The organism is Leifsonia poae, from assembly GCF_050632195.1.
In the GTDB taxonomy this organism is placed as follows: Bacteria; Actinomycetota; Actinomycetes; order Actinomycetales; family Microbacteriaceae; genus Leifsonia; species Leifsonia poae_C.
This window is the reverse complement of the sequence record NZ_CP192580.1, coordinates 1,659,092-1,683,287: the sequence shown is the minus strand read 5'-3', so window position 1 is coordinate 1,683,287 and position 24,196 is coordinate 1,659,092. Positions and strand designations below refer to the sequence as shown.

The following is a 24,196-nucleotide window of genomic DNA, read 5'->3' as shown; positions in this document are numbered from 1 at the left end:
ACGGCATGCCGGACCGTCGAACGCACGTCACCGCATCCGTCGCCCAGAGCGAGCTGGCCGCCGCGCTCGCCGCCCTGCGCACGGGGTTGGACCTGCCCGACGGATTCCCGGAGCCGGTCGAGCAAGAGGCGCAGTCCGCGGCCCGAACGCTCGAGCTTCCGGATGCGGACCTCACCGCGATCGAGTTTCTCACCATCGACCCGGAGGGCTCCACCGACCTCGACCAGGCCGTGCACATCGAGGCCGCCGACGACGGCTACCGCGTGCGCTACGCGATCGCCGATGTGCCGGCGCTGGTGCGACCCGATGGCGCCGTGGACACCGAAGCCCGCAAGCGAGGCCAGACGATCTACGCCGTCGACGGCCGCGTCCCGCTGCATCCGGCGGCCATCGGCGAGAACGCGGGATCCCTGCTGGCGGGCGTCGAGCGCGGAGCGTTCGTGTGGGACCTGGTGCTGGATGCGCAGGGACGCGAGCAGACCGTGTCCGTCGCGCGAGCGCGCATCCGCTCCCGCCGTCAGTGGACCTACCCGGATGCGCAGGCAGCGATCGACGACGGCAGCGCCCCGCAGACGCTGCTGCTCCTCAAGCCGATCGGCATCGCGAGGATCGAGCTCGAGCGGGAGCGCGGCGGGGCGAGCCTCAACGCCCCCGACGAGGAGGTCGTGCTCCGCGAGGGCGGATACACCCTCGAGCGGCGCGCTCCCCTGCCCGTCGAGGAGTGGAACGCGCAGATCTCCCTGCTCACCGGGATGGCGGCCGCGAGCCTGATGCTCGAGGCGCGGGTGGGCATCCTGCGCACCATGCCGCCGCCGAGCGACGAAGCGGTCGCCGCCTTTCGCGCGCAGACGACCGCACTGGGGCTCCCCTGGCCCGAGGATGCGCCGTACGGCGAGTATCTGCGCACCCTCGACCACTCGGATCCCCGCGCCCTCGCGGTCATGCAGGCGGCCACGGGACTCTTCCGCGGGGCCGGCTACGTCGTGATGGACGGCGAGGCGCCGGCCGACCCGCGCCAATCTGCGGTGGCGGCGCCGTACGCGCACGCGACCGCCCCTCTGCGGCGGCTGGTCGACCGCTGGGTGCTCGTGATCTGCGAGGCGCTGTCGGCGGGCGTGGAGGTTCCCGGATGGGCGCGCCAGTCGCTCGGCGAGCTCCCGTCGATCATGGGCGCGTCCTCACGGCTCGCCTCGCAACTGAACGCCGCATCCGTCGACCGGGTGGAGGCCGCACTGCTCATCGACCGGGTCGGCGACCGATTCGATGCGACGGTTCTGTCGGTGCGTGGCGACACCATGACGGTTCAGTTGGCGGATCCGGCGGTCGTGGCGTCCTGCCCGCGCACCGATTCGGAGCGTCCTGGAACCGTCGTCGGTCTGCGGCTCACGGCTGCCGACATCCCGTCGGGTCGGCTCACGTTCACCGCGGCCTGAGCGTCGAAGCGGGTCAGCCGCAGCGCGGGTCAGTGAGCCCCGACGGTGACCGTCGGCTCACCCGAGGTCAGCTCCGGCATCTCGGCGGCGAGGCGGTTGGCCTCGGCGATGAGCGTCTCGACGATCTCCGACTCGGGAACGGTCTTGATGACCTCGCCCTTGACGAAGATCTGGCCCTTGCCGTTTCCGGATGCGACGCCCAGGTCGGCCTCGCGGGCCTCCCCGGCCCGTTGACGACGCAGCCCATGACCGCGACACGGAGCGGGACGCTCATGCCCTCGAGCCCGCTGGTGACATCGTTGGCGAGCTTGTACACGTCGACCTGGGCACGGCCGCAGCTCGGGCAGGAGACGATCTCGAGCTTGCGCTCGCGCAGGTTCAGCGACTGCAGGATCTGCAGTCCGACCTTGACCTCCTGAGCGGGCGGCGCCGACGGCGAGACACGGATCGTGTCGCCGATGCCCTCGGAGAGCAGGATGCCGAACGCCGTCGCCGACTTGATCGTGCCCTGGAACTCGGGGCCGGCCTCGGTGACTCCAAGGTGCAGGGGCCAGTCGCCGCGCTCGGCGAGCAGACGGTAGGCCTTCACCATCACGATCGGGTCGTTGTGCTTGACCGAGATCTTGAAATCGTGGAAGTCGTGCTCCTCGAACAGGCTCGCCTCCCAGACGGCGCTCTCGACGAGTGCCTCGGGAGTGGCCTTGCCGTACTTCTGCAGCAGGCTCGGCTCGAGCGATCCTGCGTTGACGCCGATGCGGAGCGAGACGCCAGCCGCCTTCGCGGCCGCGGCGATCTTGCCGACCTGGTCGTCGAACTTGCGGATGTTGCCGGGGTTCACGCGCACAGCCGCGCATCCCGCGTCGATGGCCGCGTAGACGTAGTTCGGCTGGAAGTGGATGTCGGCGATGACCGGGATCTGGCTCTTCTTGGCGATGATCGGCAGGGCCTCCGCGTCGTCGCGGCTCGGCACGGCGACGCGAACGATGTCGCATCCGGATGCCGTCAGCTCGGCGATCTGCTGGAGCGTCGCGTTGATGTTGGTGGTGGGCGTCGTCGTCATCGACTGAACGCTGATCTGAGCGTCACCGCCGACCAGGACCTTGCCGACTTTGATCTGCCGGGACTTGCGTCGCGGTGCGAGGGTTTCCGGGACTTTGGGCATTCCCAAGTTGATTGCTGCCACGACACCAATCCTACGCGGCTGTTTGAGAGCCGGCTGGGCGACGGCCGAGAGCGGCAGGTGCCGACGGATGCCGACGGATGCCGACGGCTCAGCCGATGCCGACGGGCTTGACGATGTCCGCGTAGACGAGCAGCAGGCTCATCCCACCGAGGACGACGACGACGGCCATGGTCAGCGGCATCAGCTTCGCCATGTCGACGGGCCCCGGATCGCGACGCTTGAACAGCTTGGCCCAGGTGCGACGGATGCCCTCCCACAGTGCGCCGGCGATGTGACCGCCGTCGAGCGGGAGCAGCGGGATGAGGTTGAAGACGAACAGTGCGATGTTCAGCGAGGCGAGCAGTCCGAGGATCGAGTAGACCTTGTCGACGACGGGAACACCGTTGAGCGCGGTCACTTCGCCTGCCACCCGGCCGACGCCGACGATGCTCATCGGTCCGTTCGGGTCGCGCTCCCCCGGCCCGAAGGCCGCGTTCCACACGTCGACAAGACGCTGCGGGAGGTTGATGATCACGCCGGTCACCGCTCCGACCTGGGCGCCGACGGCCGGCAGCACCGCCGTGGGCGGCTGCGGCACGAGCTGTTGCTCGGTGCCGATGCCGAGGAAGCCGACGCTCTGCGTCTGAACCGCACCGGATGCATCCTTCAGGACGACGCCGTTCGAATCGGTCTTGGCGACGGTGTTCGTCTTCGGGGTCACGGCGACCGTCTTCTTGACGCCGTCGCGTTCGATCACGATCGACAACGTGCGGTCGGCGGAGGTGCGGATGATCGAGGTCGACTGGCTCCAGCTGGTGATCGTGGTGCCGTCGATGCTGATGATCTTGTCGCCCGGCTTGATGCCGGCGCCGGCCGCGGGGCCTGCAGGATCGCCGGATTCGCAGGTCTGCCGCGCGCTGGTCGACGGCAGCACGCACTGGCTGACCGAGCCGACCGTCGTGGACGCCTGGGGTGTTCCGAAACCCATCAGCAGCACGCCGAACAGCACGACGCCGATGAGCAGATTCATGAACGGTCCGCCGAACATGATGATGATGCGCTTCCAGACCGGGAGCTTGTAGAAGGTGCGCTCGTCCTCGCCGACGGCGACGGTCTCCATGCTGGCTACGCGCGCATCCTGAGCCATCGACTGCATGAACCCGGTCGTGGCGTTGCGCCCGTGCTCGTCGCCCTTGGCCGGGGGAACATCCCGATCATCGAGATGTAGCCACCGAGCGGGATGGCCTTGAACCCGTATTCGGTCTCGCCGCGGCGGAACGAGAAAAGGGTCTTGCCGAAGCCGATCATGTACTGGGTCACCTTGACGCCGAACAGCTTGGCCGGAACCAGGTGGCCGATCTCGTGCAAACCGATGGACACGGCGATACCCACCAGCACGATGAGCACGCCGAGAATGAAGAGAAGCACGGTTTCCACGGGATAACAGTAGCTTCGCCCACCTTGGAGTGGGCCGCACGAATGCTATGCGCGCCGACCGCTCGCGCGGGATCGGACGAGCGTCAGCGAGCGATGAGCCGGTCGGCCTCGGCGCGCGCCCAGCGCTCGGCCTCGGCGAGGGATTCGCGGCTCAGCTCACCCGACGGCTGGTGCGCATCCACGACCCGCTCGATCGTGTCGACGATGTCGAGGTAGCCGATGGCGCCGGCGTGGAACGCTGTGACCGCCTGCTCGTTAGCCGCGTTGAACACCGCCGGGTACGTTCCCCCGGCGATCCCGACCCGCTTAGCGAGGGCGACCGCGGGAAAAGCGTCGTCGTCCAGCGGCTCGAACACCCAGGCGTGGGACTTGGTCCAGTCGAGCGGGGCGCCGACTCCGGCGACCCGGTTCGGCCAGTCCAGCCCGAGCGAGATCGGGAGGCGCATGTCGGGCGGCGACGCCTGCGCGATCGTGGAGCCGTCGATGAACTCGACCATCGAGTGCACGACCGACTGCGGATGCACGGTCACCTCGATGCGCTCGTACGGCACGTCGAAGAGCAGACTCGCCTCGATGATCTCCAGGCCCTTGTTGACGAGCGTGGAGGAGTTCGTGGTGACGACGAGACCCATGTCCCAGGTGGGGTGGGCGAGCGCCTCGCGGGGCGTCACATCCCTGAGCGACGCACGGCTACGACCGCGAAAAGGGCCCCCGGATGCGGTGAGCACGAGCCGACGCACCTCACCGGCCGTCCCTGACCGGAGCGCCTGCGCCAGCGCCGAATGCTCGGAGTCGACCGGCACGATCTGGCCGGGAGAGGCCGCGCGTTTCACGAGCTCGCCGCCGACGATCAGGGATTCCTTGTTGGCCAGCGCGAGCGTCGTTCCGGTCTCGAGTGCCGCGAGAGTCGGGCCGAGTCCGACGGAGCCGGTGATGCCGTTCAGCACCACATCCGCCTCGACGGACCGGACCAGTCGCTCGGAATCGTCCGCCCCGAGCGCCGTGTCGGCGACCCCGAACCGCTCGGCCTGTGCGGCCAACTCGTCGCGATTGCTCCCTGCGCTGAGCCCGACGACCTCGAACCGCTCGCGGTTCGCCGCGATCACGTCGAGTGCCTGCGTACCGATCGAACCGGTGGATCCGAGGATGACTACTCTGCGCATCCCCTCATCGTATGCGGCGGCCCGTGCTGTGGCACGGGCCATACCGCCTAGCGAGTGGTCTTCAGGATGTCGACCACGAACACCATGGTGTCCGTCGCCTTGACATCGCCGTTGCCCTTGCTGCCGTAGCCGTCGGCGGGCGGGACGATCGCGATCACCTGCGTGCCGACCTTCTGTCCCTCGAGCGCCTTCTTGAAGCCGACGACGACGCCGGTCGTCTGGAAGCTGGCGGGGGTGCCGCTCGCCCAGCTCGAGTCGAAGGTCGCACCGTTGCGCCAGAGGACCCCACGGTACTGAACAGTGACCGTGTCGCCCGACTGCACGACGTCTCCGTCGCCCTGCTTGAGCACGGCGACCTTGGTCTCCGTGGGCGGGTCGGTCTTCGGGATGGTGATACTCGGCTCACCGTCGGAGGCCAGCTTGACCGTCGGGAAACCTGCCGTGGGAGCGACCGGTGTTCCGTTCGCGCGAGTGATCGCCTTGCTGACGGTGTCCATGACGAACACGACGGAGTCGGTGTCCTTGAGCTTGAACTGCGTGAGGTCGACGTTGCCGAACATCTCCTTGGCCGGTCCCGCGATCGCGATCCGCGACTTGAGCGGCAGGCACTCGACGCCGCGCACGATGCCGGGGACGAAGGCGTTGGCGTCGACCTTGACCGTCTGCGCCGCCTGGCCGTCGAATCCGGCCGAGGCAGCGATTTCGGCACCGGTCGTGCCGTTGTACGCGGCCAGAGCGATGTCGACGGAGTCGCCTCCCTTGACCTCTTCGCCGTCACCCTTCGTCAGCACGGTGCGCTCGAGTTTCGTGGTCTTGAGCGGGGTGGTGAACGTGGCCTTGGGGTCGGCGCCGAAGGCGCTGGCGACCTTGATCGAGTCGGACGCGGAGCCCGACTTCACGTTCTGGCACTTGAGCGAGGCAGCGGACGCCGTCGGCGTCGGGGTGGCCGTCGGCGCACCCGAACTGCAGGCGGCGAGGGCTGCGACGACGAAGCCGGCAGCGAGAACGGAGAGGGTTTTGCGCACAGTTGACACCTTCAGATTACGGGCACGGGTTGCACCAGTCTGCCGCATCCCGCTTTGCCCTAGCTGACAGCCCGCCAGCGAAAGCTGACAGCCGGGCGACCTACGATGGAGTCATGACTCGCGAATTCTCCGTGCCGCAGACCCGCCAGCTCCTCACCGCCCTCCCGGGCCCCCGCTCCGTGGAACTGCAGCAGCGCCGCGTCGCCTCCGTCAGCCGCGGAGCCGGAACGCTTGCGAACATCTACATGGAGCACGGATCGGGCGCCATCCTGGTCGACGTCGACGGCAACCGGCTGATCGACCTCGGCTGCGGAATCGGCGTGACCACGATCGGGCACGCGCATCCCGCCGTCGCCGCTGCGGCCGCCGAGCAGGCCTCGAAGCTGACCCACACCCTGTTCACGGTCACCCCGTACGAGAACTACGTGCGCGTCGCCGAGAAGCTCGCGGAGATCACCCCCGGCGACTTCGAGAAGCACAGCATCCTGGTGAACTCGGGCGCCGAGGCCGTCGAGAACGCCGTGAAGATCGCCCGCAAGTACACAGGGCGCCGCGCGATTGCAGCACTCGACCACGCCTTCCACGGCCGCACCAACCTCACGATGGCGATGACGTACCGCCCGTGGCCGGAACGCGCCGGAATGGGGCCCTTCCCCGGCGAGATCTACAGCGTGCCGATCAGCTACCCCTTCCGCGACCCCGAGGGGATGACCGGCGAAGAGGCTGCCGAGCGCACCATCGACTACATCAACACCCACATCGGCGCCACCGAACTGGCCGCGCTGTTCGTCGAGCCGATCCAGGGCGACGGCGGCATCGTCATCCCCGCCCCGGGATACTTCAAGCGGCTCTCCGAGTTCTGCACCGAGAACGGCATCGTCTTCGTCGCCGACGAGATCCAGGCCGGCATGGGCCGCACCGGAACGTGGTACTCGATCGAGCACCACGGCGTCGTTCCCGACCTCGTGACGAGCGCCAAGGGCATCGCGGGCGGCTTCCCGCTCGCAGCGGTGACGGGCCGCGCGGAGATCATGGATGCGGTGCAGCCGGGCGGAATCGGCGGCACCTTCGGTGGAAACCCGGTCTCGACCGCGGCCGCACTGGCCACTTTCGAGGTGATCGAGAGCGAGAACCTCCTCGCCGAGGCGCAGCGGGTCGAGAAGGCGCTCTGGGCGCGGATCGGCGACTGGGCGGAGAAGTTCGCGGTGGTCGGCGAGGTGCGCGGAAAGGGCGCGATGTTCGGCATCGAGCTCGTGCATCCGGGAACCAAGAAGCCCCACCCCGAGGCTCTCAAGGCCGTGCTCGCGCACGCCACCAGCAACGGCGTCATCCCGCTCGACGCCGGCAGCTGGGACAGCGTGCTGCGACTCCTCCCGTCGGTCGTGATCAGCGAAGAGCTGATCGACGACGCCGCGACGGTGCTCGAAGAGGCGCTCGCCCGGTTCAACTGAGCCGGAGACGGCAGCAGGATGCGGATCATGCGCTGGCGCACGCTCGCCGGGGTCGCGGTGGTCGCCGCGGCCCTTACGCTCGCGCCTGCCGTCGGAGTGTTCGCCGAGGCGAAGCACACCTTCAACCCCGGCGACATCATCAGCGACGACAGCTTCTTCAACCCCGACTCGATGACCGCTGCCGACATCCAGGAATTCCTGGAGAATCGCACCTGCAAGCCGGCAGACGACTCGCCCTGCCTATCGCGGTACCGGACGGACACCCCTGACGTCGCCGCGTCGAAAGAGCGCTGCACGGCGATGCGGGGTCAGCGGGACGAAGCGGCGAGCAGCATCATCGCCCGCGTGGCCAAGGCGTGCACGATCAGCCCCCGGGTGCTGCTGGTGCTGCTGCAGAAGGAACAGTCCCTGCTGACCGCGCCGAGCGCATCCGGATACCAGAAGGCCACCGGATACGCGTGCCCGGACACCGCCGCGTGCGACCGCAAGTACTTCGGGTTCTTCAACCAGGTGTACAAGGCGGCGTGGCAGTTCCGCGAATACACCGTGCACCCCGATGACTGGCGCTACCGGATCGGGTCGAACGACATCCAGTTCCACCCGAACGCCGCCTGCGGTACCAGCAAGGTGCGCATTGTGAACCAGGCGACCGCCAACCTGTACAACTACACCCCGTATCAGCCGAATGACGAGACGCTTGCCCACCCCAAAGGCCCGGCGGGCGCATGCTCGACCTTCGGGAATCTGAACTTCTCGCGGCTGTACAACCAGTGGTTCGGGTCGCCGCTCACCGTGCGCTTTGTTGGACTGATTCCGCCGTGCCTCAACTACGAGGGCGGGTTCGGCTGTGTGCCGCTCAACCCCTTCGACGGGATGTGATCGCGCACATACGCGACGCGGAATACACACGCGACTACGCTCTACAGGGTGACAGCGACCGTGCCCGATGACGGGTCGACCCCGGACGGGGCGGCCGGCCCCGACGCGGTGAAGCGTCCCGGAGCCCTCTACCTGTTCGGTCGTCTGGTGATGGCCCCGATCGCGCGGCTGCTTTACCGGCCGCGTGTCATCGGGCGCAAGAACGTGCCGCGGACTGGCGCGATCATCCTGGCCAGCAACCATCTGTCGTTCATCGACAGCATCGTCATTCCGCTGATGGCTCCGCGCCGGGTTCAGTTCCTGGCCAAGTCGCACTACTTCGAGGGCAAGGGCTTCAAGGGCGCACTGTCGCGGTCGTTCTTCACCGCGATCGGCGCTGTCGGGGTTCAGCGCGGCGCGGGCCAGGCGGCACAGGATGCGCTCGACCAGTCCAAGCGCATCCTCGACACCGGCGCCGCCTTCGCGATCTACCCAGAGGGCACTCGCTCACTCGACGGACGCCTCTACAAGGGCCGAACCGGTGTGGGCTGGCTGGCCCTGACCACAGGAGCGAAGGTCGTGCCTGTCGGGCTGATCGGAACCGACAAGCTGCAGCCGATCGGCACCAGGATCCCCCGGATCAAGCGGATCACCGTGGCGTTCGGCGAGCCGATCGACGTCAGCCACTACGGCAGCGCCGACTCGGGACGTGCCAGGCGCCAGGCGACGGATGAGATCATGGCCGCGATCCACGGACTCACCGGGCAGGAACTCGCGGAGAAGTACAACGAGGCTCCCCCGCGGGAGCGGTCGAGCGCGTCAAGCGCGCGCTGCGGCCGGAGCGTCTCTAGGGCTTATTCGGCGTTGCGGGCTTTCTCGGCCTCGTTGGCCGTTTCGACCTCGTCGCCCTGTTTGGCACGGTAGGTGCGGGCCTTCTGACGATTGCCGCAGACGCCCATGCTGCACCAGGTGCGCGAGCCGTTGCGGGACTGGTCGTAGAACGCCCAGCGGCAATCGTCGGCCCCGCAGAGTTTCACCCGCTCGAACTTTCCCTGGATGCTCAGGATGACCGACGACGCGACGGCCGCCTCGGCCGCGGTGCGGGCGGTGAGACCGACGGTGCGCTCACCGCACGACGTGACGAGTTCGACCGATGGCAGGGATGCGCCCTCTCCGTCGATGACGTCGCGCAGCGCATCCCGAACCCGCTTCGTCTCGGCGGGATCGCCTGGTGCGACACCGTGCTTGGCTGCCCAGGCCGCGAACTCTCCCCGATCGTCGATGGCGTCTGTGCCCTCTTCGACGTCGAGCGTGTTCAGGAAGTCGACAAGCAGATCGGCTCCCAGATCCGGTGCATTCGTACGCATGTAACCATTGTAACCCCATAGCGGGTTACGGTAAGCTCTAACCAGTGAAACCAAATAGCTGGTTACGTCCGAGGGAGGACATCATGCATCCGCTAACACTCTGGTTGACGAGCATCGCCGAACTGGGTGAGAAGGAGAGGGACCGCGCGATCGTGCGCCGTCAGCGCGAGACGCGCGGCGAAGAGTCCCCGCAGCAACGCGACAGCCGCTGGGCCGCCACCATGCACCGCCTCGCCGAGCAGGCCCGCACCGCACCGCAGCCCGCTCCCGCTCCGCGCGCCGCCGCGCCCGCACCGCAGCCCGCTTCCGCTCCGCGCGCCGCCGCCGCGCAGCTCGCTCCGCGCGCCGCTGTCGGCCTCGGCTGCGCCTGAACGCAATCGAGTCCGGCCGAAATCCCCTTATTCGCACCTGAATAGCGGGATTTTGACCGGACTCGATTGCGTTTGCGAGCGCGCGGAGCGCGAGCGCGCGGAGCGCGAGACGCGCGGAGCGGTCAGGCGAGGGTGTAGATCTCGGGGGCGTGAGTGACGGGGAAGTTCATGGAGGCAGCGATGAAGCACTTGGCTGCGGCGGGGCCGTGCAGGGATGCGGCGAGCTCGGCCTGCGCAGGGTCGGCGAGGGTCACGCGCGGTCGCAGCAATGCGCTAGTGAAGTGACCGCCGCCGTTCGAGGTCTGCTCCATGACGCCCGTAGCCGCATCCGTGTATCCGACGACGACAACGCCGGCGAGAGCAGCCTCGGCAAGGTAGCTGAGCATGTGGCACTGGCTGAGGGCGGCGAGCAGCATCTCCTCGGGGTTCCAGCGATCGCGGTCGCCGAAGAAGGCCCGGTCAGCGGATCCCTCGATCGACGGCTTGCCCTCCGCCGAGACGACGTGGTCGCGCCCATAGCTCTTGTAGCCCGATGTGCCCTCTCCTCGGTTTCCTGTCCACTCCAGGTCGATCGCGTAGCGGTGCTCAAGCTTCATAGTTCGATTCTCGCACCGCGGCTAAACTCTTTTCATCATGACTGACACTTTGCGCACGGACGCACCCGTCCACACCGTGGCCCAAGAACGCCGCATCGTCACCGCCATCCCCGGACCGAAGTCGCAGGAACTCCACGAGCGCCGGCTCGCGGTCGTCCCGACCGGAGTGTCGTCGACGCTTCCGATCTACATCGCGAAAGCGAATGGCGCCATCCTCGTCGACGTCGATGGCAACCAGTTCGTCGACTTCGGCGCCGGCATCGGCGTCACGACGATCGGTCACACCGAGACCGCCGTGGTCGAGGCGGCGGCCGCGCAGCTGCAGGATGTCATCCACACGCTGTTCACGATCACCCCGTACGAGGAGTACGTGCGTGTAGCCGAGCTGCTTGCCGAGCACACCCCCGGCAACCACGCCAAGAAGACCGTTCTGGTCAACTCCGGCGCCGAAGCCGTCGAGAACGGCGTCAAGATCGCCCGCAAGCACACCGGCCGCCGCGCCGTCGCCGTGCTCGACCACGCCTACCACGGCCGCACCAACCTCACGATGGCGATGAACTTCAAGGCCATGCCATATGCCACCGGATTCGGTCCTTTCGCCGGCGACGTCTATCACGCACCGAGTTCGTACCCGTATCACGACGGCCTCAGCGGCTCCGAGGCCGCCGCTCGCACCATCGGCTACCTGGAGAAGGTCATCGGCGCCTCCGATCTGGCCTGCCTCGTCGTCGAGCCGATCCAGGGTGAGGGCGGATTCATGGTGCCCGCCGACGGCTACCTCGTCGCACTCCAGGAGTGGTGCACGGCGAACGGCGTCGTGTTCATCGCCGACGAGATCCAGAGCGGCATGGCCCGCACCGGCGCGTACTACGCCAGCGAGCACTTCGGCCTCGTCCCCGACCTCGTGTTGAGCGCGAAGGGCATCGCCGGTGGCCTGCCCCTCGCCGCCGTCACCGGCCGCTCCGAGATCATGGACTCCGCGCAGCCGGGCGGCCTCGGCGGAACCTTCGGCGGAAACCCGGTGGCCGCAGCCGCCGCCGTCGCCGTCTTCGAGCAGATCGAGAAGAACAACCTGCTCGCCGAGGGCAAGCGCATCGAGAACGCGCTGAAGCCGGCCCTGCTCGACCTGCAGAAGAAGTACGACATCATCGGGGATGTGCGGGGCATCGGCGCGATGATCGCGATCGAACTCGTGCAGCCGGGCACCGCATCCACGACCAAGGAGCCGAACGCCGCAGCCGTCTCGGCGATCGCGGCGTACGCGGCCGAGCAGGGCGTTCTCGTCCTGACCGCGGGTACATACGGAAACGTCCTGCGCTTCCTCCCGAGCCTCGCGGTCTCCGACGAGCTGATCGCCGACGCGGTCTCCGTTCTCGACGACGCCTTCGCCGCCCTGTGAGCCCGGCCGTCTTCACCGGCGCCCAGGCCGTCGAGCTGGCCGTCGTCGAGCGCAGCGGCTTCGTGGAGTCGCGGCACGTCGGTTCGGCTGTCGTGCTCGGCCCTGACGGGTCGGTCGTGCGATCGCTCGGCGCGCCGACGGAGCCGATCTTCCCGCGATCCAGCATGAAGCCGTTCCAGGCGATCGCGATCATGGGCGCCGGGGTGCCGCTCGAGGGCACCGCAGCCGTGCTCGCGACCGCCAGCCACGGCGGCACACCCGCTCACCTGTCGGTCGTACGCGGACTCCTCGCCCAGTCGCAGCTCACCGAGGACGCTCTGCAGTGCCCCGCCGACTGGCCGCTCGACTCGGCGGCCAGGGACGACGCGATCCGGGCGGGCGAGAGCAAGAAGCCGCTGTTCATGAACTGTTCGGGCAAGCACGCCGCGATGCTGCTCGCCTGCACCGTGAACGGCTGGTCGACCGAGAACTACCTCGACCCGCAGCATCCGTTGCAGCTGCTCATCCGCGACACGATCGAGCGGCTCACCGGCGAGAAGGTCGTGGCCACCGGGGTCGACGGATGCGGTGCACCCGTTCACGCGATGGCGCTCACCACCCTCGCACGCGGCATCCAGCGCATCGCCACCGCATCGGAGGGCTCGCCCTTCGCGCTGTACCGCAACGCCGCCAACCTCAAGAACGCCGTGCTCGCGAACGGCTGGGCGATCGACGGTCCCGGTCGCGCGAACACGGTCGTCATCGACAAGCTCGGAGTCTTCACCAAGGGCGGCGCCGAAGGCGTCATGGTCATGGCGGCACCCGACGGCACCACCGTCACACTCAAGGTGCTCGACGGGAGCCTCCGCGCGGCGACGATCGTCGCCCTCTCGCTGCTCGCCGACGCGGGCGCCGTTGAGCGCTCGGCCGTCGACGCGCTGGTCCCCGAGCTCGATCTCGCCGTGTTCGGCCGCGGTGTGCCGGTCGGCGAGATCCGCGCCTCGTACGCCGCCTGACTCCCCCGGACTCCGCGAACTCCGCAGACCATAACGGCCCGGCACCTGGATGGTGTCGGGCCGTATGGTTTTGGGGGTCTCAGGTCGTGCGCGCCGGGGCGCTAGCGACGGGGTCTAGGACATGCGAGCGAGCCGTTTCGCGCGGGCCGCCGCGGTGATCTGCGAGATCAGCACCACGAGGATCGTGATGATGAACACCGCCGAGGCGATCACGTTGGCCTGGGCGGGGATACCACGCGACGCAGCGATGTAGATGTACATCGGGAACGTCGTCACAGCACCGGCGTTGAAGTTCGTGATGATGAAGTCGTCGAAGCTGAGCGAGAACGACAGCAGCGCGGCCGACAGGATGCCCGGGAGCAGCAGCGGGAACGTGATGCGCCAGAACACCGCGATCGGCGAACCGTAGAGGTCGCGTCCTGCCTCCTCGAGCGCCGGGTCGAGACTGGCCACCCGCGCCTTGACCGTCACTACGACGAAGCTGATGCAGAACATGACGTGCGCGATGATGATCGTTCCGAAGCCCTTGTTCACGCTCAGGCTGAGGAACTGTGCGGCGAGACCGGCGCCGAGCACGACCTCCGGGCTGGCCATGGGCAGGAAGAGCAGCAGGCTCGTCTGCGACCGAAAGCGGAACCGGTAGCGCATGAGGGCGATGGCGATCATCGTGCCGAGCGCCGTCGCGATCACGGTCGAGATGAGCCCGATGATGATGCTGGCCGCGAAGGCGTCGCAGATGCCTGGCGCGCTGCACACGTTGGTCCAGTTCTGCAGCGTGAACCCGCGCCAGGAGATGTTGTTCTTGAGCGACGCATTGAACGAGAAGATGAACGTGTACACGATCGGGATGAGCAGGAACGACAGGGCGAGGAACGTGTAGATGCCGAGTCCCAGCCCCTTGAACCGGAACTTCTTCACAGCAGGTCCTCCGTTCCGCTCCGCCTCACGTACACGCCGACGATGACCAGGATGACCGCCATCAGGATCACGGACATGGCCGCGGCCGTCGGGTAGTTCTGAAGCACGAGGAAGTTGGTCTCGATGACGTTTCCGATCATCGACGTGTCCGCGGCTCCGAGGAAGTCCTGCGAGGCGTTGATGTAGTCGCCGGCCGCGGGGATGAACGTCAGCAGCGTTCCGGAGACGATTCCGGGCAGCGACAGCGGAAGCGTGATCTTGCGGAAGGTCGTGAAAGCGCTCGCGTACAGGTCGCTCCCCGCCTCCAGGTAGCGCGTATCGAGGCGCTCGAGGGTCGCGTACAGCGGCAGCGTCATGAACGGGATGAAGTTGTACGTCAAACCGAAAACGACCGAGAACGCGGTTCCGGTGACGTGCGCGTCCGGTGGCAGGATCGACAGCGCCTTCAGCGAGGTCGTGAACCACGAGTCGTCGGAGAGCAGCTGCTTCCACGCCAGAGTCCGCAGCAGGAAGCTGATGAAGAACGGCGCGATGACGAGGGTCATCAGGAGGTTCTGCACCAGCGGATACTTGCGCACCTTCACGCCGATGAAGTAAGCCAGCGGATAGCTGATCAGCAGCGCCGCCGCGGTTGCCAGCAGCGCGTAGATGAACGACCGGATGATCTGCGGCCAGTACTCCGCGATCGACTCCGTGTAGTTCTCCCAGCGGAACGCCGCTTGATACTGACCGATGTCGCCGTCGACGACGGGAGCCTGGAACGAGGTGATGATCAGGGAGACCAGCGGCGTCAGGAAGAACAGCACGAGGTACAGCACACCGGGCAGCAGCAGCACGAGTGCGATGCCGCTGCGTCTGCGCTGCGCGGGCTCCTGGTCCTGCTGCTGCGGCGGCGCAGCCGTAGAGAAGGCGGCGAGAGCCATTAGGCCTCCTCGAGCTCCGTCAGCAGGCTCTGCTTCGCCTGGGCCGCGATCATCTGCGTGTCGGTGTCGTCGTCGAACCGGCTCGCGACGGGCATGTCGTCGGCGAGCACGAAGGTGTGCGCGGGATCCCAGGCCACCCAGACCTCGTCACCCCGGGAGATCACTGCGCCCGCGCTGAGGTTCTGCGCGAACACGATCACCGTGCCGACCCCGGGGACGTCGACCAGATACTGCGTGCTCACCCCGCTGAACGAGACGTCGAAGACACGACCCGGTCCGAGCACGTTGCGTCCGGACGGGATCGATGCGGCCGAGTCGTGCAGGGTCAGCTTCTCCGGCCGCACTCCGATGGTGACGGTTCCGCTCTGGCGCTGAGCACGCGACTTCGGCACCGTGAGCCGCTGACCGGCGATCTCGACCCCGAGGTAGTCGCCCGACGCATCCTGAACCGGTCCCAGGAAGAGGTTGGACTGGCCGAGGAAGTTCGCGACGAACACGGTCGACGGCAGCTCGTAGAGAACCTCGGGGGCGCCCATCTGCTCGATGGCGCCCTTGTTCATCACCGCGACGGTGTCGGCCATGGTCATGGCCTCCTCCTGGTCGTGGGTGACGTGCACGAACGTGAGTCCGACCTCGGTCTGGATCGACTTGAGCTCGAGCTGCATCTGGCGTCGAAGCTTCAGGTCCAGCGCGCCGAGCGGCTCGTCGAGCAGCAGAAGCGCCGGGCGGTTCACGATGGCGCGTGCGAGCGCGACGCGCTGCTGCTGACCACCGGAGAGGGATGCGGGGCGACGCGCCGCGAGGTGGTCCAGCTCGACCAGGCGCAGGGCTTCATGCGCCCTCCCCACCGGATCGGCGATCCTGCGCCGCCGCAGCCCGAAGGCCACGTTCTCGAGGATCGTCATGTGCGGGAAGAGCGCGTAGCTCTGGAACACGGTGTTGACGGGCCGTTGGAACGGCTTGGTCTTCGTCACATCCTTGCCGCCGATGAGGATCTGCCCCTCGGTCGGCTCCTCCAGGCCCGCGACCAGGCGCAGGGTCGTGGTCTTGCCGCATCCGGACGGTCCGAGGAGCGCGAAGAACGAGCCTGCGGGGATGGTGAGGTCCAGCTGCTCGATCGCAGTGAACCCCGGGAAGCGCTTCTTGATCCCGACCAGCTGCAGGTCGGCGCCGGACTCGGCGAACTCTCCCTTCGGCATCAGGCGCCCAGGATGACTTTCTGGAACGCCGCCTGGTACTTCTGCTCCTCGGCAGGAGTCAGGGTGCGGAAGATCTTGGCCTTCGCCAGCGTGGAGTCGTCGGGGAAGATGAGCTGGTTGTCGGCGAGATCGGGGTCGATCTTCACGGCTGCTTCCTTGGCGCCGACGACCGGGGTGATGTAGTTCACCCAGGCGGCCACCTCAGCGGCGACCTCCGGCTGGTAGTAGTAGTCGATGAGCTTCTCGGCGTTCGCCTTGCGGGGCGAGCCGATGGGGATGACGAAATTGTCGCTCCACAGCGTTCCGCCGGCCTCAGGAAGGATGAACTCCCAGTTGTCGCCTGCCTCGGCGTTCAGCTGGGTGATGTCCCCCGACCAGCAGATCGCCGCGAGGGTGTCGCCGCTCTTCAGGTCGTTGAGGTAAGAGTTGCCCTTGATGTTGCGGATCTGGCCGTCGCTGACCTCTTTGGTGATCTTGTCGATGGCCTTGTTGTAGTCGTCGTCGCTGAAGTCCTTCGAGATGTCGACGCCCTGCTGCAGCATGATCAGCCCCATGGTGTCGCGCATCTCGCTGAGCACGCCGACCTTGCCCTTGAGCTCCGGCTTCCAGAGGTCGTCCACCGACTTGAGGCCGGCAGGGATCTTCGACTTGTTCCAGCAGATGCCGGCGAACCCGCTCTGCCACGGAAGGGATTTCTTGCGGCCCGGGTCGAAGTCGGCGTTCTCGAGCGCGGGCGACACGTTCTTCTTGTTCGGGATGTTCGCCTCGTCGAAGCTCTGCACGTAGCCGAAGCGGATGAGTCGCGCGACCATCCAGTCGGTCAGACAAACCGTGTCGGCGCCGATGTCCTTGCCGAGCGCCAGCTGGTCCTTGACCTTTGCGTAGTACGTGTTGTTGTCGTCGACGGCGACGTCGTACTTGACCTTGATGCCGCTCTGCTTCTCGAATGCCTCGAGCGTCGGGTATTTGCCCGCGTCGTCCTGATCCAGGTATGCCTGCCAGTTGGCCCACGTCATCGTCTTGTCCGTGGCGGACACATCCTTGGCGGGCGTCGGCTTGCCGGAGGCGCCGCCGGTCGAGCACGCCGCGAGAGCGAGGGCGGCAGCACTGGCGCCCACACCGGCGAGCACACCGCGCCTCGTCATCTGAGCCTGCCTTGAGGCCTGGATGAGCTTCTGGATCATCGGGTCTTGCGGAAGCTGTCTCGAGTTCACGGAGGCTCCTTCAGGGTCGTACAGGGTCACGAGGTGGCTCTACCTTGCCGCGTCTTTACGGTGGGACGATCCTGGCATAAGCCGGGGCGAAGCGCAGCAATCGAAGGGCAAATCGGCAATCTGGTAACACAATCTTTACGAAATCCGTTCCGATATCGCCGATCCACGGCGAAAACCGTTGTGTGAGGTCGACTCATCGTTCTCCCGCACGACGGCTCGCCGCATCCTGGCGAAATCAGCGATCTCGTCACACAGAATTTACGAAATCAGCACGAATGCGCACGGAATCCAGTCGAAAACATCCGTGCTTGCGACTAGGGTGATGGTGCTGAACGCTCATCGTCGACGTGTTAGGAGCCTCATGAAGGTCGCGATCCCCCGCGAGATCAAGAACAACGAGTTCCGGGTGGCGATCACTCCTTCGGGTGTGCACGACCTGGTGGCGAACGGTCACGAGGTCTTCGTGGAACAGGATGCGGGCGCGGGCTCATCGATCCCCGACGAGTTCTACGCGTCTGCGGGTGCGACGATCCTGCCCGACGCGGCGAGCATCTGGCAGATCGCCGACCTGGTGCTCAAGGTGAAGGAGCCGATCGAGAGCGAGTACGGGTACTTCCGCCCGGGGCTGGTGCTCTTCACGTACCTGCACCTCGCCGCCGAGGAGAAGCTCACCCGGGCCCTCATCGAGTCCGAGGTCACCGCGATCGCCTACGAGACGGTTCAGCTCCCGAATCGTGCCCTCCCCCTGCTCGCCCCGATGAGCGAGGTGGCCGGCCGGTTGGCGCCGATCGTCGGCGCCAACACGATGCTCAAGCCGAACGGGGGCCGGGCCTGCTCATCCCCGGCGTCCCGGGAACCCACCCCGCGGTCGTGACCGTGCTCGGCGGAGGAGTCGCCGGCACGAACGCGATCAGCGTGGCCGTCGGCCTCGGCGCCGAGGTGACCGTGCTCGACACCAACATCAGCCGCCTCCGTGAACTCGACGCGCTCTACGCGGGCCGCATCAAGACGATCGCGTCCAACAGCTTCGAGATCGACAAGGCCGTCGTCGCCTCCGACCTCGTGATCGGGTCGGTGCTCGTGCCCGGCGCGAAGGCTCCCAAACTCGTAAGCAACGAGCTGGTGTCCCGGATGCGCCCGGGCAGTGTGCTCGTCGACATCGCGGTCGACCAGGGCGGCTGCTTCGAGGACTCGCATCCGACCACCCACGCAGACCCCACGTTCACCGTGCACCAGTCGCTCTTCTACTGCGTCGCGAACATGCCGGGCGCCGTGCCGCACACCTCCACGTACGCCCTCACGAATGCGACCCTCCCGTACGCTCGGGCGATCGCGTCACGCGGGTGGCGGGATGCGCTCATCGCCGACCCATCGCTCGCACTCGGCCTGAACGTGCACGGGGGCAAGGTCACGAACGCAGCGGTCGCGGGAGCGCACGGACTCACGGCGGTCAGCCTCGACGAGGCATTGGCCTGAGAATCCGGATCAGCTCACGTCGAACCACTGGTCGCCGATCTCCACACGCGTGCCAGGGGTGACGCGGTAGCGACGTCCCGCCTCGCACTGCCGGGCGACACCGCCGAGCGGGTGCGCGACGGTTCCGTTGCCCGAGTACCGGTCGCAGATCCACAGCTCTCCGCCCTCGAGACCGAACTCGAGGTGCGTCTTCGACACAGAGCGCGCCGGATCCTGGACCGCCACCAGCTGGTCGACCTGCTCCCCCGGCTGTGTGACCGGACGGCGCCCGACCAGACCGGTTCCGGTGACGACGACCGTCTCCCCGGTCGAGAAGCTGAGCGTGAACTGCGCGGTCGGAGCCTCGACCGGCGGTGCCGCCTCGATCGGCTCGATGACCATCGCCTGGGTTTCGACCAGCTCGTCGCTCGGAAAACGTCCGGCGACCGCGGGCTTCGGGAGACGCTCGACCACCGTGGTGTCCGATGGACGCGCGTCGGCGACGCTCGGCGGGCGCACACGGGTGGCCGTCACCGAGCTCCCGCAGGATCCGCAGAACAGTGTCCCCTCGGACAACTCGCTGCCACACACTCGACAGTTCACTGCCGACCCCTCTTCCTGTTGCTTCCCCACCCACGGTAGCCGAGCGAACGCAAAGAGATGGCTGCGACGAAGCGCTTCCACCGGGTCTCGCGCTTGGCGAGCGCCCTGCGCAGGTCGTCGACCGCCGTCCAGACCGAATCCGCTTCTTCAGGGGTCGGCGCGGTCGGGCTGAAGACCGCTCGATCGGCGACCGACGCCAAGGCGGCCGCTCGGGCGCCCCCGATGGTCGTCGCCACCTCCTTCCGCGTCGATGACGGGGCGGGGTCGTAGCCGTGGTCGATGGCCGAGTCGGCGAACTCCCGCCACCCGCCTTCGATCCGTTCGACCGAGGTGGATGCGCTCCTCCGCAGAGCACGTCGGCGCCACTTCGCGCCGATCACGGCGAGGAACGGAGCGGCCAGGATCGCGAGGACGAGCAGAACCCAGCCGATCGCCACGAGCACACCGATGACCGCATCCAGTACCGGATTCGGCTGCGGCTGGTCGGCGGTGTCGACCTGCGCCTGCGGCGGCTCGACGCGTTGCTGCGGATTCTCGTCCACCGGTGGTTGCACGTTCGTCTGCGGACGCGAGATCTGCGTCGGCTGATCGGGCTGCTTCGGGGGCACTGGCCGCACAGGCGGCGTCGGGTCGACGGTCACCCAGCCGGCGTCGGAGGTCTGGATCTCGATCCACGCCGAGATGTCCGAACCCGTCAGCGTTACCGGCTGCGCCCGGTCCGTATCGGCGGGGGCGACGAAACCGACGACCACCCGCGCGGGAAAGCCCAACTGCCCGGCCATGAGGGCGGCGGTCACCGCGTACTGCTCCTGGTCGCCGAGCATCGGGATGTCGGTGAGCAGCTCCGTGATCCTGTCCGCGCCGTGCCCGGAACGGCTCGCGGGCTCGTCCGGACCGACGCCGTGGCTGATGTATCCGTTCTCGGCGAGCCCGCGCAGGGCGGCGGCGAGCTTGGCGCCCGGTCCGCTCGCACCGGCGGTGTACTTCTGCAGGGTGAGGGCGAGTTCATCCGGGATCACCGTCGGCTTGGGCACCGAGGCGCTTCCCGGTTGCAGCCGGCCGAGCTGGCTGGTCGATACGAGCGGCTTGACGACGGAGTCCATCGTGTACGTGTCGCCGCTGCCCAGTCCATCGGTGACTGCCGCTGTGCCCGTCACGTCGTTGTAGAAGAAGGATGCGGTGAGCGCGGCGGCCGAACTCCCCCGAACGTGATGTTCTGCAATTGACCGCTTCCCGGAACCCAGGGGCCCCGGTAGCCCCGCACCGTGACCGACAGGCTGTCGTGCTGACCGACGACACCGGTCTGGTCGAGGCGGTACGGCATCCGGGTGAACGAACCCGAGGCGCTCGTCACTTTGTCGGTGCCGACCGAGTACGTCACGCCGTCGTAGGTGTCGAGAGTGGCTATCCGGATGCGGTCGTCGTCGGGCAACCCGCTGACCGTGAGCATCGCCTCGTCGACGCGCGGCTGTTGGAGGTATGAGCGGAACCCGCTGAGCGGGCTCGGGTAGTCGCGCGGGTCGAAGGGCTGGTCCACCGCCGTACGGATCACCTGGCGGTCGGTGTGCGCGGGCAGCGCGATGCTCGCGGCCGTGCCTGCCACGCCCGCCACCAGCAGGATGACCGCCGCTCCGGCCACGGTGCGCGCGCCGAGGAACCGGCGCTCGCGAGGTGTCTCCACGCCCAGCCCGCTCTGTTCGGCCAGGTCTCGCAGAGCTGCGGACCGTCGTTGCCAGCGGAACCAGATCATCCACGCGAGCAGCACGCCCAACAGTGTGAGAGCGAGCCACAGGGGCACCGCGGACACTCCCGAACCGAGCAGGATGCCCGCGACCAGCAGCAGCACGGGAGGCAGCGCCGCGAGTTCCCCGCGCTTGGCCCGCAGGGCTATCGAGAGGGTGATGACGATCGTGAGCAGGGTCAGGATGAACGCGGGAACGAGCAGCGCCTGGTACGAACCGACGGGAAGCGAGATCGTCACGAGCTGCTTCCAGCTCAGCCAGGTCGACTGCACCAACTCCCAGAAACCGTTGGCGGTCGGGAGGAATCCACCCGCCGTCGCCTCGCCGGGGATCGCCAGCTGAACGCCGAGTCCGAGGAACACCACCACGACGAGCGCGGCGACCACGATGCTCGGCCAGCGGAAGCGCGCCCCGAGCACCGCAACGGCACCGCCGACGACCAGGGTGACCGCGAGCATCAGGATGAAGGCGGCCGATTGGTACACGCCCCAGAACGACCATGCTGCGAGACCCGTCGCCGCAAGGGCGAACAGGATGCTCGGGATGGCGAAGCCGGCGCGTCTCGTGGTCATCTCAGGCGGCCATCCGCTTCGCGAGGCTCTTCTGCAGGTCTTCGAGGAAGCCGATCGTCATGACGCTCAGGTCGGTGACCCGGCGGAGCGACGGAACGGCGCCGGAGTCGCAGACGATGGCGACGACATCCACGCCGAGCGGAAAGTGACCTGCCGCCGCACGCAATTGAGCGGGGCCGACTGTCGAACCGCAGATGAGGAAGGCGATCGAGGTGCCGGCCGCCCCTTCCGAGGCGATCTGCGCCAGCTCGGGCATCCGGAGCGCCGTTTCAGCGGTCTCGACCCCGGCCAGGTCGTCGAGGAGACGGCCGCGGTTGACCGTGCTGATCCTGCGCACGCTGTGGATCGTGCGCTTGGCGAAGTCTGGTGTGAGCGCGCTCGCGACCACGGCGACGGTGCGCGAGTCCTGCATCGCGCGAACACCGAGCGAACCCGCGGCGCTGACCGCCAGCTCGAACTCCTCCTCGTTCGCGTAGTCGGCGGCCGACAGGCTCAACGCGACGAGCAGGTGGCTGCGGCGCGTCTGCTCGAACTGCCGCACCATATAGCTGCCCGTCTTCGCGGTGCTCTTCCAATGGATGTTGCGCCGCTCATCACCGGGCACGTATTCGCGGAGCGCATGGAAGGACACATCGCTCGAGGTGAGGTCGCGCGTCGGCGCACCCTCGAGGTCGCGCACGAAACCGGTGCTCATGCTCGGGATAGCGATGGTGCGCGGATGTACGAACAGATCGAGGGACTCTGCCCAAACGATCTCGCGGCGGAGCAGACCCACCGGGTCAGCCCGAACGGTGCGCACCGGTCCGATCGGCAGGATGCCCCGTCTCGTGGTGGGGACCACGAACACGTCGGAGTGCGTCTCCCCGCCGGCCAGGGACGGCGACGCGAACTCGGCGAGCCCCTGTCCGACCGGCACCTCGACCCGCACTCCCGCAAGCCGTCGGCGCGTGGGATTCGTCATCTGCACTTCGCCCGGCGCCTTGTCGCCCACAACGACCCGGTTAGCGGGCAGGGACAGGTGCACCCGGTACGCATTGCGACCCGCGAGGTAGACGGTGGCGACGAGCAGCATCGCGAGCGCCGTCCAGCCGATCACGACCGCCTCGGTCCAGCCGAAGACGTATCCGGCGACCAGGGCGAGGACGACGACCGCGATCATCGACCAGCCGAGCGGGGTAATGACGGCCGTGAGCCAGCGCCAGCCGACGGCGACACCCGACCAGGCGACACGCGTCGTGCGGACCAGCCAGACGATCGCATCCGCCAGCACGCCATCGCGGCTGCCGACGATCTTGGCCCTGGCGTTGGTGAGCTCTACTTGGGTTCTGCTGACTGTGTTGGTCACACGGCGGGCCGATCGATCGGCGGCGGCGTCTCGATGAGCAGCTGAGCGATGACGCTCGAGGTGGTGACCCCCTCGAACTCGGCTTCGGGGTCGAGCACCAACCGGTGTGCGAGCACCGGCTCCGCGAGTGCTTTCACATCGTCGGGCGTCACGTAGTAGCGGCCCAGGGATGCGGCGAGCGTCTTCGAGGCGCGCAGCAGTGCGAGGGCGCCGCGCACGCTCACTCCGAGGCGGACCTCGTCGGCGTTGCGGGTGGCGTCGACCAGGCGGGAGACGTAGTCGTTGATGGTCGCGTCGACGTGCACGCTCCGCGCCATCGTCCCCATCTCCACGACCGTCGCTGCCGAGATGACCTCGGGGACCACGATCTCGTGCGGCTTGCGCTCGGAGCCCTCGAGGATGCGCAGGGTCGCCTCGTGGTCGGGGTAGCCGATCGACGCCTTCATCAGGAACCGGTCGAGCTGCGCCTCCGGCAGCCGGTAGGTGCCGGCCTGCTCGATCGGGTTCTGCGTCGCGATCACCATGAACGGCGTGCCGACAGGATGCCGCACACCGTCGACCGTGACCTGCACCTCCTCCATGGCCTCGAGAAGGGCGGACTGGGTCTTCGGGCTCGCGCGGTTGATCTCGTCGGCGAGCACGATGTTCGCGAAGATCGGGCCGCGGTGGAATTCGAAGGCTCCGGTGCGCTGGTCGAAGATGTTGACACCCGTGATGTCCCCGGGCAGCAGGTCGGGCGTGAACTGCACCCGGTTGTTCGTGCCGCGGACGCTCTCGGCGATCGCCCGGGCGAGCGAGGTCTTTCCTGTGCCGGGATAGTCCTCGAGCAACAGGTGCCCTTCGCTGAACAGCGCGGTCAGGGCCAGGCGGATGATGTGGGCCTTGCCGAGCAGCACGCTGTCGATGTTCGTCACGAGGCGTTCGAACACGCCCGAGAACCAACTCGCTTGCTCGGGGGTCATCGTCAT

The 24,196-nt window shown here is 67.6% G+C and carries 21 protein-coding genes and 3 pseudogenes; 8 read left to right on the top strand and 16 right to left on the bottom strand.

Annotated elements, in window-relative coordinates:
* Window positions 1-5: 5 nt before the first annotated feature.
* Window positions 6-1,433: an RNB domain-containing ribonuclease gene (locus ACQ86A_RS08500; protein WP_431280107.1), complete on the top strand. Its 1,428-nt coding sequence runs from the start codon at window positions 6-8 to the stop codon at window positions 1,431-1,433.
* Between the two features lie 29 nt (window positions 1,434-1,462).
* Here ACQ86A_RS08500 and ispG read toward each other — a convergent pair.
* From ispG to ACQ86A_RS08475, 5 genes and pseudogenes are all read right to left on the bottom strand, one after another.
* Window positions 1,463-2,616: pseudogene (gene ispG, locus ACQ86A_RS08495) on the bottom strand (flavodoxin-dependent (E)-4-hydroxy-3-methylbut-2-enyl-diphosphate synthase).
* An 88-nt stretch (window positions 2,617-2,704) separates the two neighbouring features.
* Window positions 2,705-3,751 carry a M50 family metallopeptidase gene (locus ACQ86A_RS08490; RefSeq protein WP_431280106.1) on the bottom strand — a complete coding sequence of 349 codons (1,047 nt, stop codon included), beginning with the start codon at window positions 3,749-3,751 and terminating at the stop codon, window positions 2,705-2,707.
* Window positions 3,721-4,032: a site-2 protease family protein gene (locus ACQ86A_RS08485; protein ID WP_431280105.1), complete on the bottom strand. Its 312-nt coding sequence runs from the start codon at window positions 4,030-4,032 to the stop codon at window positions 3,721-3,723. The genes ACQ86A_RS08490 and ACQ86A_RS08485 overlap by 31 nt, the downstream gene beginning before the upstream one ends.
* An 83-nt stretch (window positions 4,033-4,115) precedes the next feature.
* Window positions 4,116-5,195: a 1-deoxy-D-xylulose-5-phosphate reductoisomerase gene (locus ACQ86A_RS08480; protein WP_431280104.1), complete on the bottom strand. Its 1,080-nt coding sequence runs from the start codon at window positions 5,193-5,195 to the stop codon at window positions 4,116-4,118.
* A gap of 47 nt (window positions 5,196-5,242) precedes the next feature.
* Window positions 5,243-6,220 (bottom strand): FKBP-type peptidyl-prolyl cis-trans isomerase, encoded by a 978-nt coding sequence (locus tag ACQ86A_RS08475; RefSeq protein ID WP_431280103.1) that lies wholly within the window; start codon window positions 6,218-6,220, stop codon window positions 5,243-5,245.
* Between the two features lie 113 nt (window positions 6,221-6,333).
* On the opposite strand from ACQ86A_RS08475, the gene ACQ86A_RS08470 reads away from it, so the two are divergent.
* The 3 genes and pseudogenes from ACQ86A_RS08470 (at window position 6,334) to ACQ86A_RS08460 (ending at window position 9,380) form a co-directional block, all read left to right on the top strand.
* Complete coding sequence (locus tag ACQ86A_RS08470) at window positions 6,334-7,671, top strand: aminotransferase class III-fold pyridoxal phosphate-dependent enzyme (RefSeq protein WP_431280102.1); 1,338 nt, start codon at window positions 6,334-6,336, stop codon at window positions 7,669-7,671.
* A 27-nt stretch (window positions 7,672-7,698) separates the two neighbouring features.
* Complete coding sequence (locus tag ACQ86A_RS08465) at window positions 7,699-8,550, top strand: hypothetical protein (protein ID WP_431280101.1); 852 nt, start codon at window positions 7,699-7,701, stop codon at window positions 8,548-8,550.
* 48 nt (window positions 8,551-8,598) lie between these two features.
* Window positions 8,599-9,380, top strand: a pseudogene (locus ACQ86A_RS08460) (lysophospholipid acyltransferase family protein).
* Between the two features lie 3 nt (window positions 9,381-9,383).
* On the opposite strand, the gene ACQ86A_RS08455 reads toward ACQ86A_RS08460, so the two are convergent.
* Window positions 9,384-9,896, bottom strand: a complete 513-nt coding sequence (locus ACQ86A_RS08455; RefSeq protein ID WP_431280100.1) for a CGNR zinc finger domain-containing protein — start codon at window positions 9,894-9,896, stop codon at window positions 9,384-9,386.
* Between the two features lie 83 nt (window positions 9,897-9,979).
* Here ACQ86A_RS08455 and ACQ86A_RS08450 point away from each other — a divergent pair, with 83 nt between their 5' ends.
* Window positions 9,980-10,267 (top strand): hypothetical protein, encoded by a 288-nt coding sequence (locus ACQ86A_RS08450; protein WP_431280099.1) that lies wholly within the window; start codon window positions 9,980-9,982, stop codon window positions 10,265-10,267.
* 122 nt (window positions 10,268-10,389) lie between these two features.
* Here the strand turns inward: ACQ86A_RS08450 and ACQ86A_RS08445 are convergent, their stop codons facing one another.
* Window positions 10,390-10,863, bottom strand: coding sequence for an OsmC family protein (locus ACQ86A_RS08445; protein WP_431280098.1), 474 nt, complete (start codon window positions 10,861-10,863; stop codon window positions 10,390-10,392).
* Window positions 10,864-10,900: 37 nt separating this feature from the next.
* On the opposite strand from ACQ86A_RS08445, the gene gabT reads away from it, so the two are divergent.
* The gene (gene gabT, locus ACQ86A_RS08440) at window positions 10,901-12,262 is read left to right on the top strand and encodes a 4-aminobutyrate--2-oxoglutarate transaminase (protein ID WP_431280097.1); all 1,362 of its coding nucleotides are present in this window, start codon (window positions 10,901-10,903) and stop codon (window positions 12,260-12,262) included.
* Window positions 12,259-13,257 carry an asparaginase gene (locus tag ACQ86A_RS08435; RefSeq protein ID WP_431280096.1) on the top strand — a complete coding sequence of 333 codons (999 nt, stop codon included), beginning with the start codon at window positions 12,259-12,261 and terminating at the stop codon, window positions 13,255-13,257. Before gabT ends, ACQ86A_RS08435 begins: the two co-directional genes overlap by 4 nt.
* Window positions 13,258-13,371: 114 nt before the next feature.
* Here the strand turns inward: ACQ86A_RS08435 and ACQ86A_RS08430 are convergent, their stop codons facing one another.
* Genes ACQ86A_RS08430 through ACQ86A_RS08415 form a run of 4 tightly spaced genes read right to left on the bottom strand, consistent with a single transcriptional unit; the run spans window position 13,372 to window position 17,481 of the window.
* Window positions 13,372-14,175, bottom strand: a complete 804-nt coding sequence (locus tag ACQ86A_RS08430; protein WP_431280095.1) for an ABC transporter permease — start codon at window positions 14,173-14,175, stop codon at window positions 13,372-13,374.
* A complete protein-coding gene (locus tag ACQ86A_RS08425) occupies window positions 14,172-15,098 on the bottom strand; it encodes an ABC transporter permease (protein ID WP_431280094.1) in 927 nt (308 codons plus the stop codon). Before ACQ86A_RS08425 ends, ACQ86A_RS08430 begins: the two co-directional genes overlap by 4 nt.
* The gene (locus ACQ86A_RS08420; protein ID WP_431280093.1) at window positions 15,098-16,297 is read right to left on the bottom strand and encodes an ABC transporter ATP-binding protein; all 1,200 of its coding nucleotides are present in this window, start codon (window positions 16,295-16,297) and stop codon (window positions 15,098-15,100) included. The genes ACQ86A_RS08425 and ACQ86A_RS08420 overlap by 1 nt, the downstream gene beginning before the upstream one ends.
* Window positions 16,297-17,481 carry an ABC transporter substrate-binding protein gene (locus tag ACQ86A_RS08415; protein WP_431280404.1) on the bottom strand — a complete coding sequence of 395 codons (1,185 nt, stop codon included), beginning with the start codon at window positions 17,479-17,481 and terminating at the stop codon, window positions 16,297-16,299. Before ACQ86A_RS08415 ends, ACQ86A_RS08420 begins: the two co-directional genes overlap by 1 nt.
* Before the next feature lie 391 nt (window positions 17,482-17,872).
* Here ACQ86A_RS08415 and ald point away from each other — a divergent pair.
* Window positions 17,873-18,987, top strand: a pseudogene (gene ald, locus ACQ86A_RS08410) (alanine dehydrogenase).
* Between the two features lie 9 nt (window positions 18,988-18,996).
* Here ald and ACQ86A_RS08405 read toward each other — a convergent pair.
* From ACQ86A_RS08405 to ACQ86A_RS08385, 5 genes are all read right to left on the bottom strand, one after another.
* On the bottom strand, window positions 18,997-19,500 hold the full coding sequence (locus ACQ86A_RS08405; protein WP_431280092.1) for a hypothetical protein: 504 nt from the start codon (window positions 19,498-19,500) through the stop codon (window positions 18,997-18,999).
* Between the two features lie 65 nt (window positions 19,501-19,565).
* The gene (locus ACQ86A_RS08400) at window positions 19,566-20,726 is read right to left on the bottom strand and encodes a transglutaminase domain-containing protein (protein ID WP_431280091.1); all 1,161 of its coding nucleotides are present in this window, start codon (window positions 20,724-20,726) and stop codon (window positions 19,566-19,568) included.
* A complete protein-coding gene (locus ACQ86A_RS08395) occupies window positions 20,723-21,883 on the bottom strand; it encodes a transglutaminaseTgpA domain-containing protein (protein ID WP_431280090.1) in 1,161 nt (386 codons plus the stop codon). Before ACQ86A_RS08395 ends, ACQ86A_RS08400 begins: the two co-directional genes overlap by 4 nt.
* Before the next feature lies 1 nt (window position 21,884).
* On the bottom strand, window positions 21,885-23,228 hold the full coding sequence (locus ACQ86A_RS08390) for a DUF58 domain-containing protein (RefSeq protein WP_431280089.1): 1,344 nt from the start codon (window positions 23,226-23,228) through the stop codon (window positions 21,885-21,887).
* A complete protein-coding gene (locus tag ACQ86A_RS08385; protein ID WP_431280088.1) occupies window positions 23,225-24,196 on the bottom strand; it encodes an AAA family ATPase in 972 nt (323 codons plus the stop codon). Before ACQ86A_RS08385 ends, ACQ86A_RS08390 begins: the two co-directional genes overlap by 4 nt.

Bases quoted from the DNA above. Each gene is read 5' to 3' on its own strand.
- ACQ86A_RS08500 (WP_431280107.1), top strand. From the start codon at position 6: ATGCCGGACCGTCGAACGCACGTCACCGCATCCGTCGCCCAGAGCGAG.
- ACQ86A_RS08490 (WP_431280106.1), bottom strand. From the start codon at position 3,751: ATGCAGTCGATGGCTCAGGATGCGCGCGTAGCCAGCATGGAGACCGTC.
- ACQ86A_RS08480 (WP_431280104.1), bottom strand. From the start codon at position 5,195: ATGCGCAGAGTAGTCATCCTCGGATCCACCGGTTCGATCGGTACGCAG.
- ACQ86A_RS08470 (WP_431280102.1), top strand. From the start codon at position 6,334: ATGACTCGCGAATTCTCCGTGCCGCAGACCCGCCAGCTCCTCACCGCC.
- ACQ86A_RS08465 (WP_431280101.1), top strand. From the start codon at position 7,699: ATGCGCTGGCGCACGCTCGCCGGGGTCGCGGTGGTCGCCGCGGCCCTT.
- ACQ86A_RS08455 (WP_431280100.1), bottom strand. From the start codon at position 9,896: ATGCGTACGAATGCACCGGATCTGGGAGCCGATCTGCTTGTCGACTTC.
- ACQ86A_RS08450 (WP_431280099.1), top strand. From the start codon at position 9,980: ATGCATCCGCTAACACTCTGGTTGACGAGCATCGCCGAACTGGGTGAG.
- ACQ86A_RS08445 (WP_431280098.1), bottom strand. From the start codon at position 10,863: ATGAAGCTTGAGCACCGCTACGCGATCGACCTGGAGTGGACAGGAAAC.
- gabT (WP_431280097.1), top strand. From the start codon at position 10,901: ATGACTGACACTTTGCGCACGGACGCACCCGTCCACACCGTGGCCCAA.
- ACQ86A_RS08425 (WP_431280094.1), bottom strand. From the start codon at position 15,098: ATGGCTCTCGCCGCCTTCTCTACGGCTGCGCCGCCGCAGCAGCAGGAC.
- ACQ86A_RS08420 (WP_431280093.1), bottom strand. From the start codon at position 16,297: ATGCCGAAGGGAGAGTTCGCCGAGTCCGGCGCCGACCTGCAGCTGGTC.
- ACQ86A_RS08415 (WP_431280404.1), bottom strand. From the start codon at position 17,481: ATGATCCAGAAGCTCATCCAGGCCTCAAGGCAGGCTCAGATGACGAGG.
- ACQ86A_RS08395 (WP_431280090.1), bottom strand. From the start codon at position 21,883: ATGACCACGAGACGCGCCGGCTTCGCCATCCCGAGCATCCTGTTCGCC.
- ACQ86A_RS08385 (WP_431280088.1), bottom strand. From the start codon at position 24,196: ATGACGATGACCCCCGAGCAAGCGAGTTGGTTCTCGGGCGTGTTCGAA.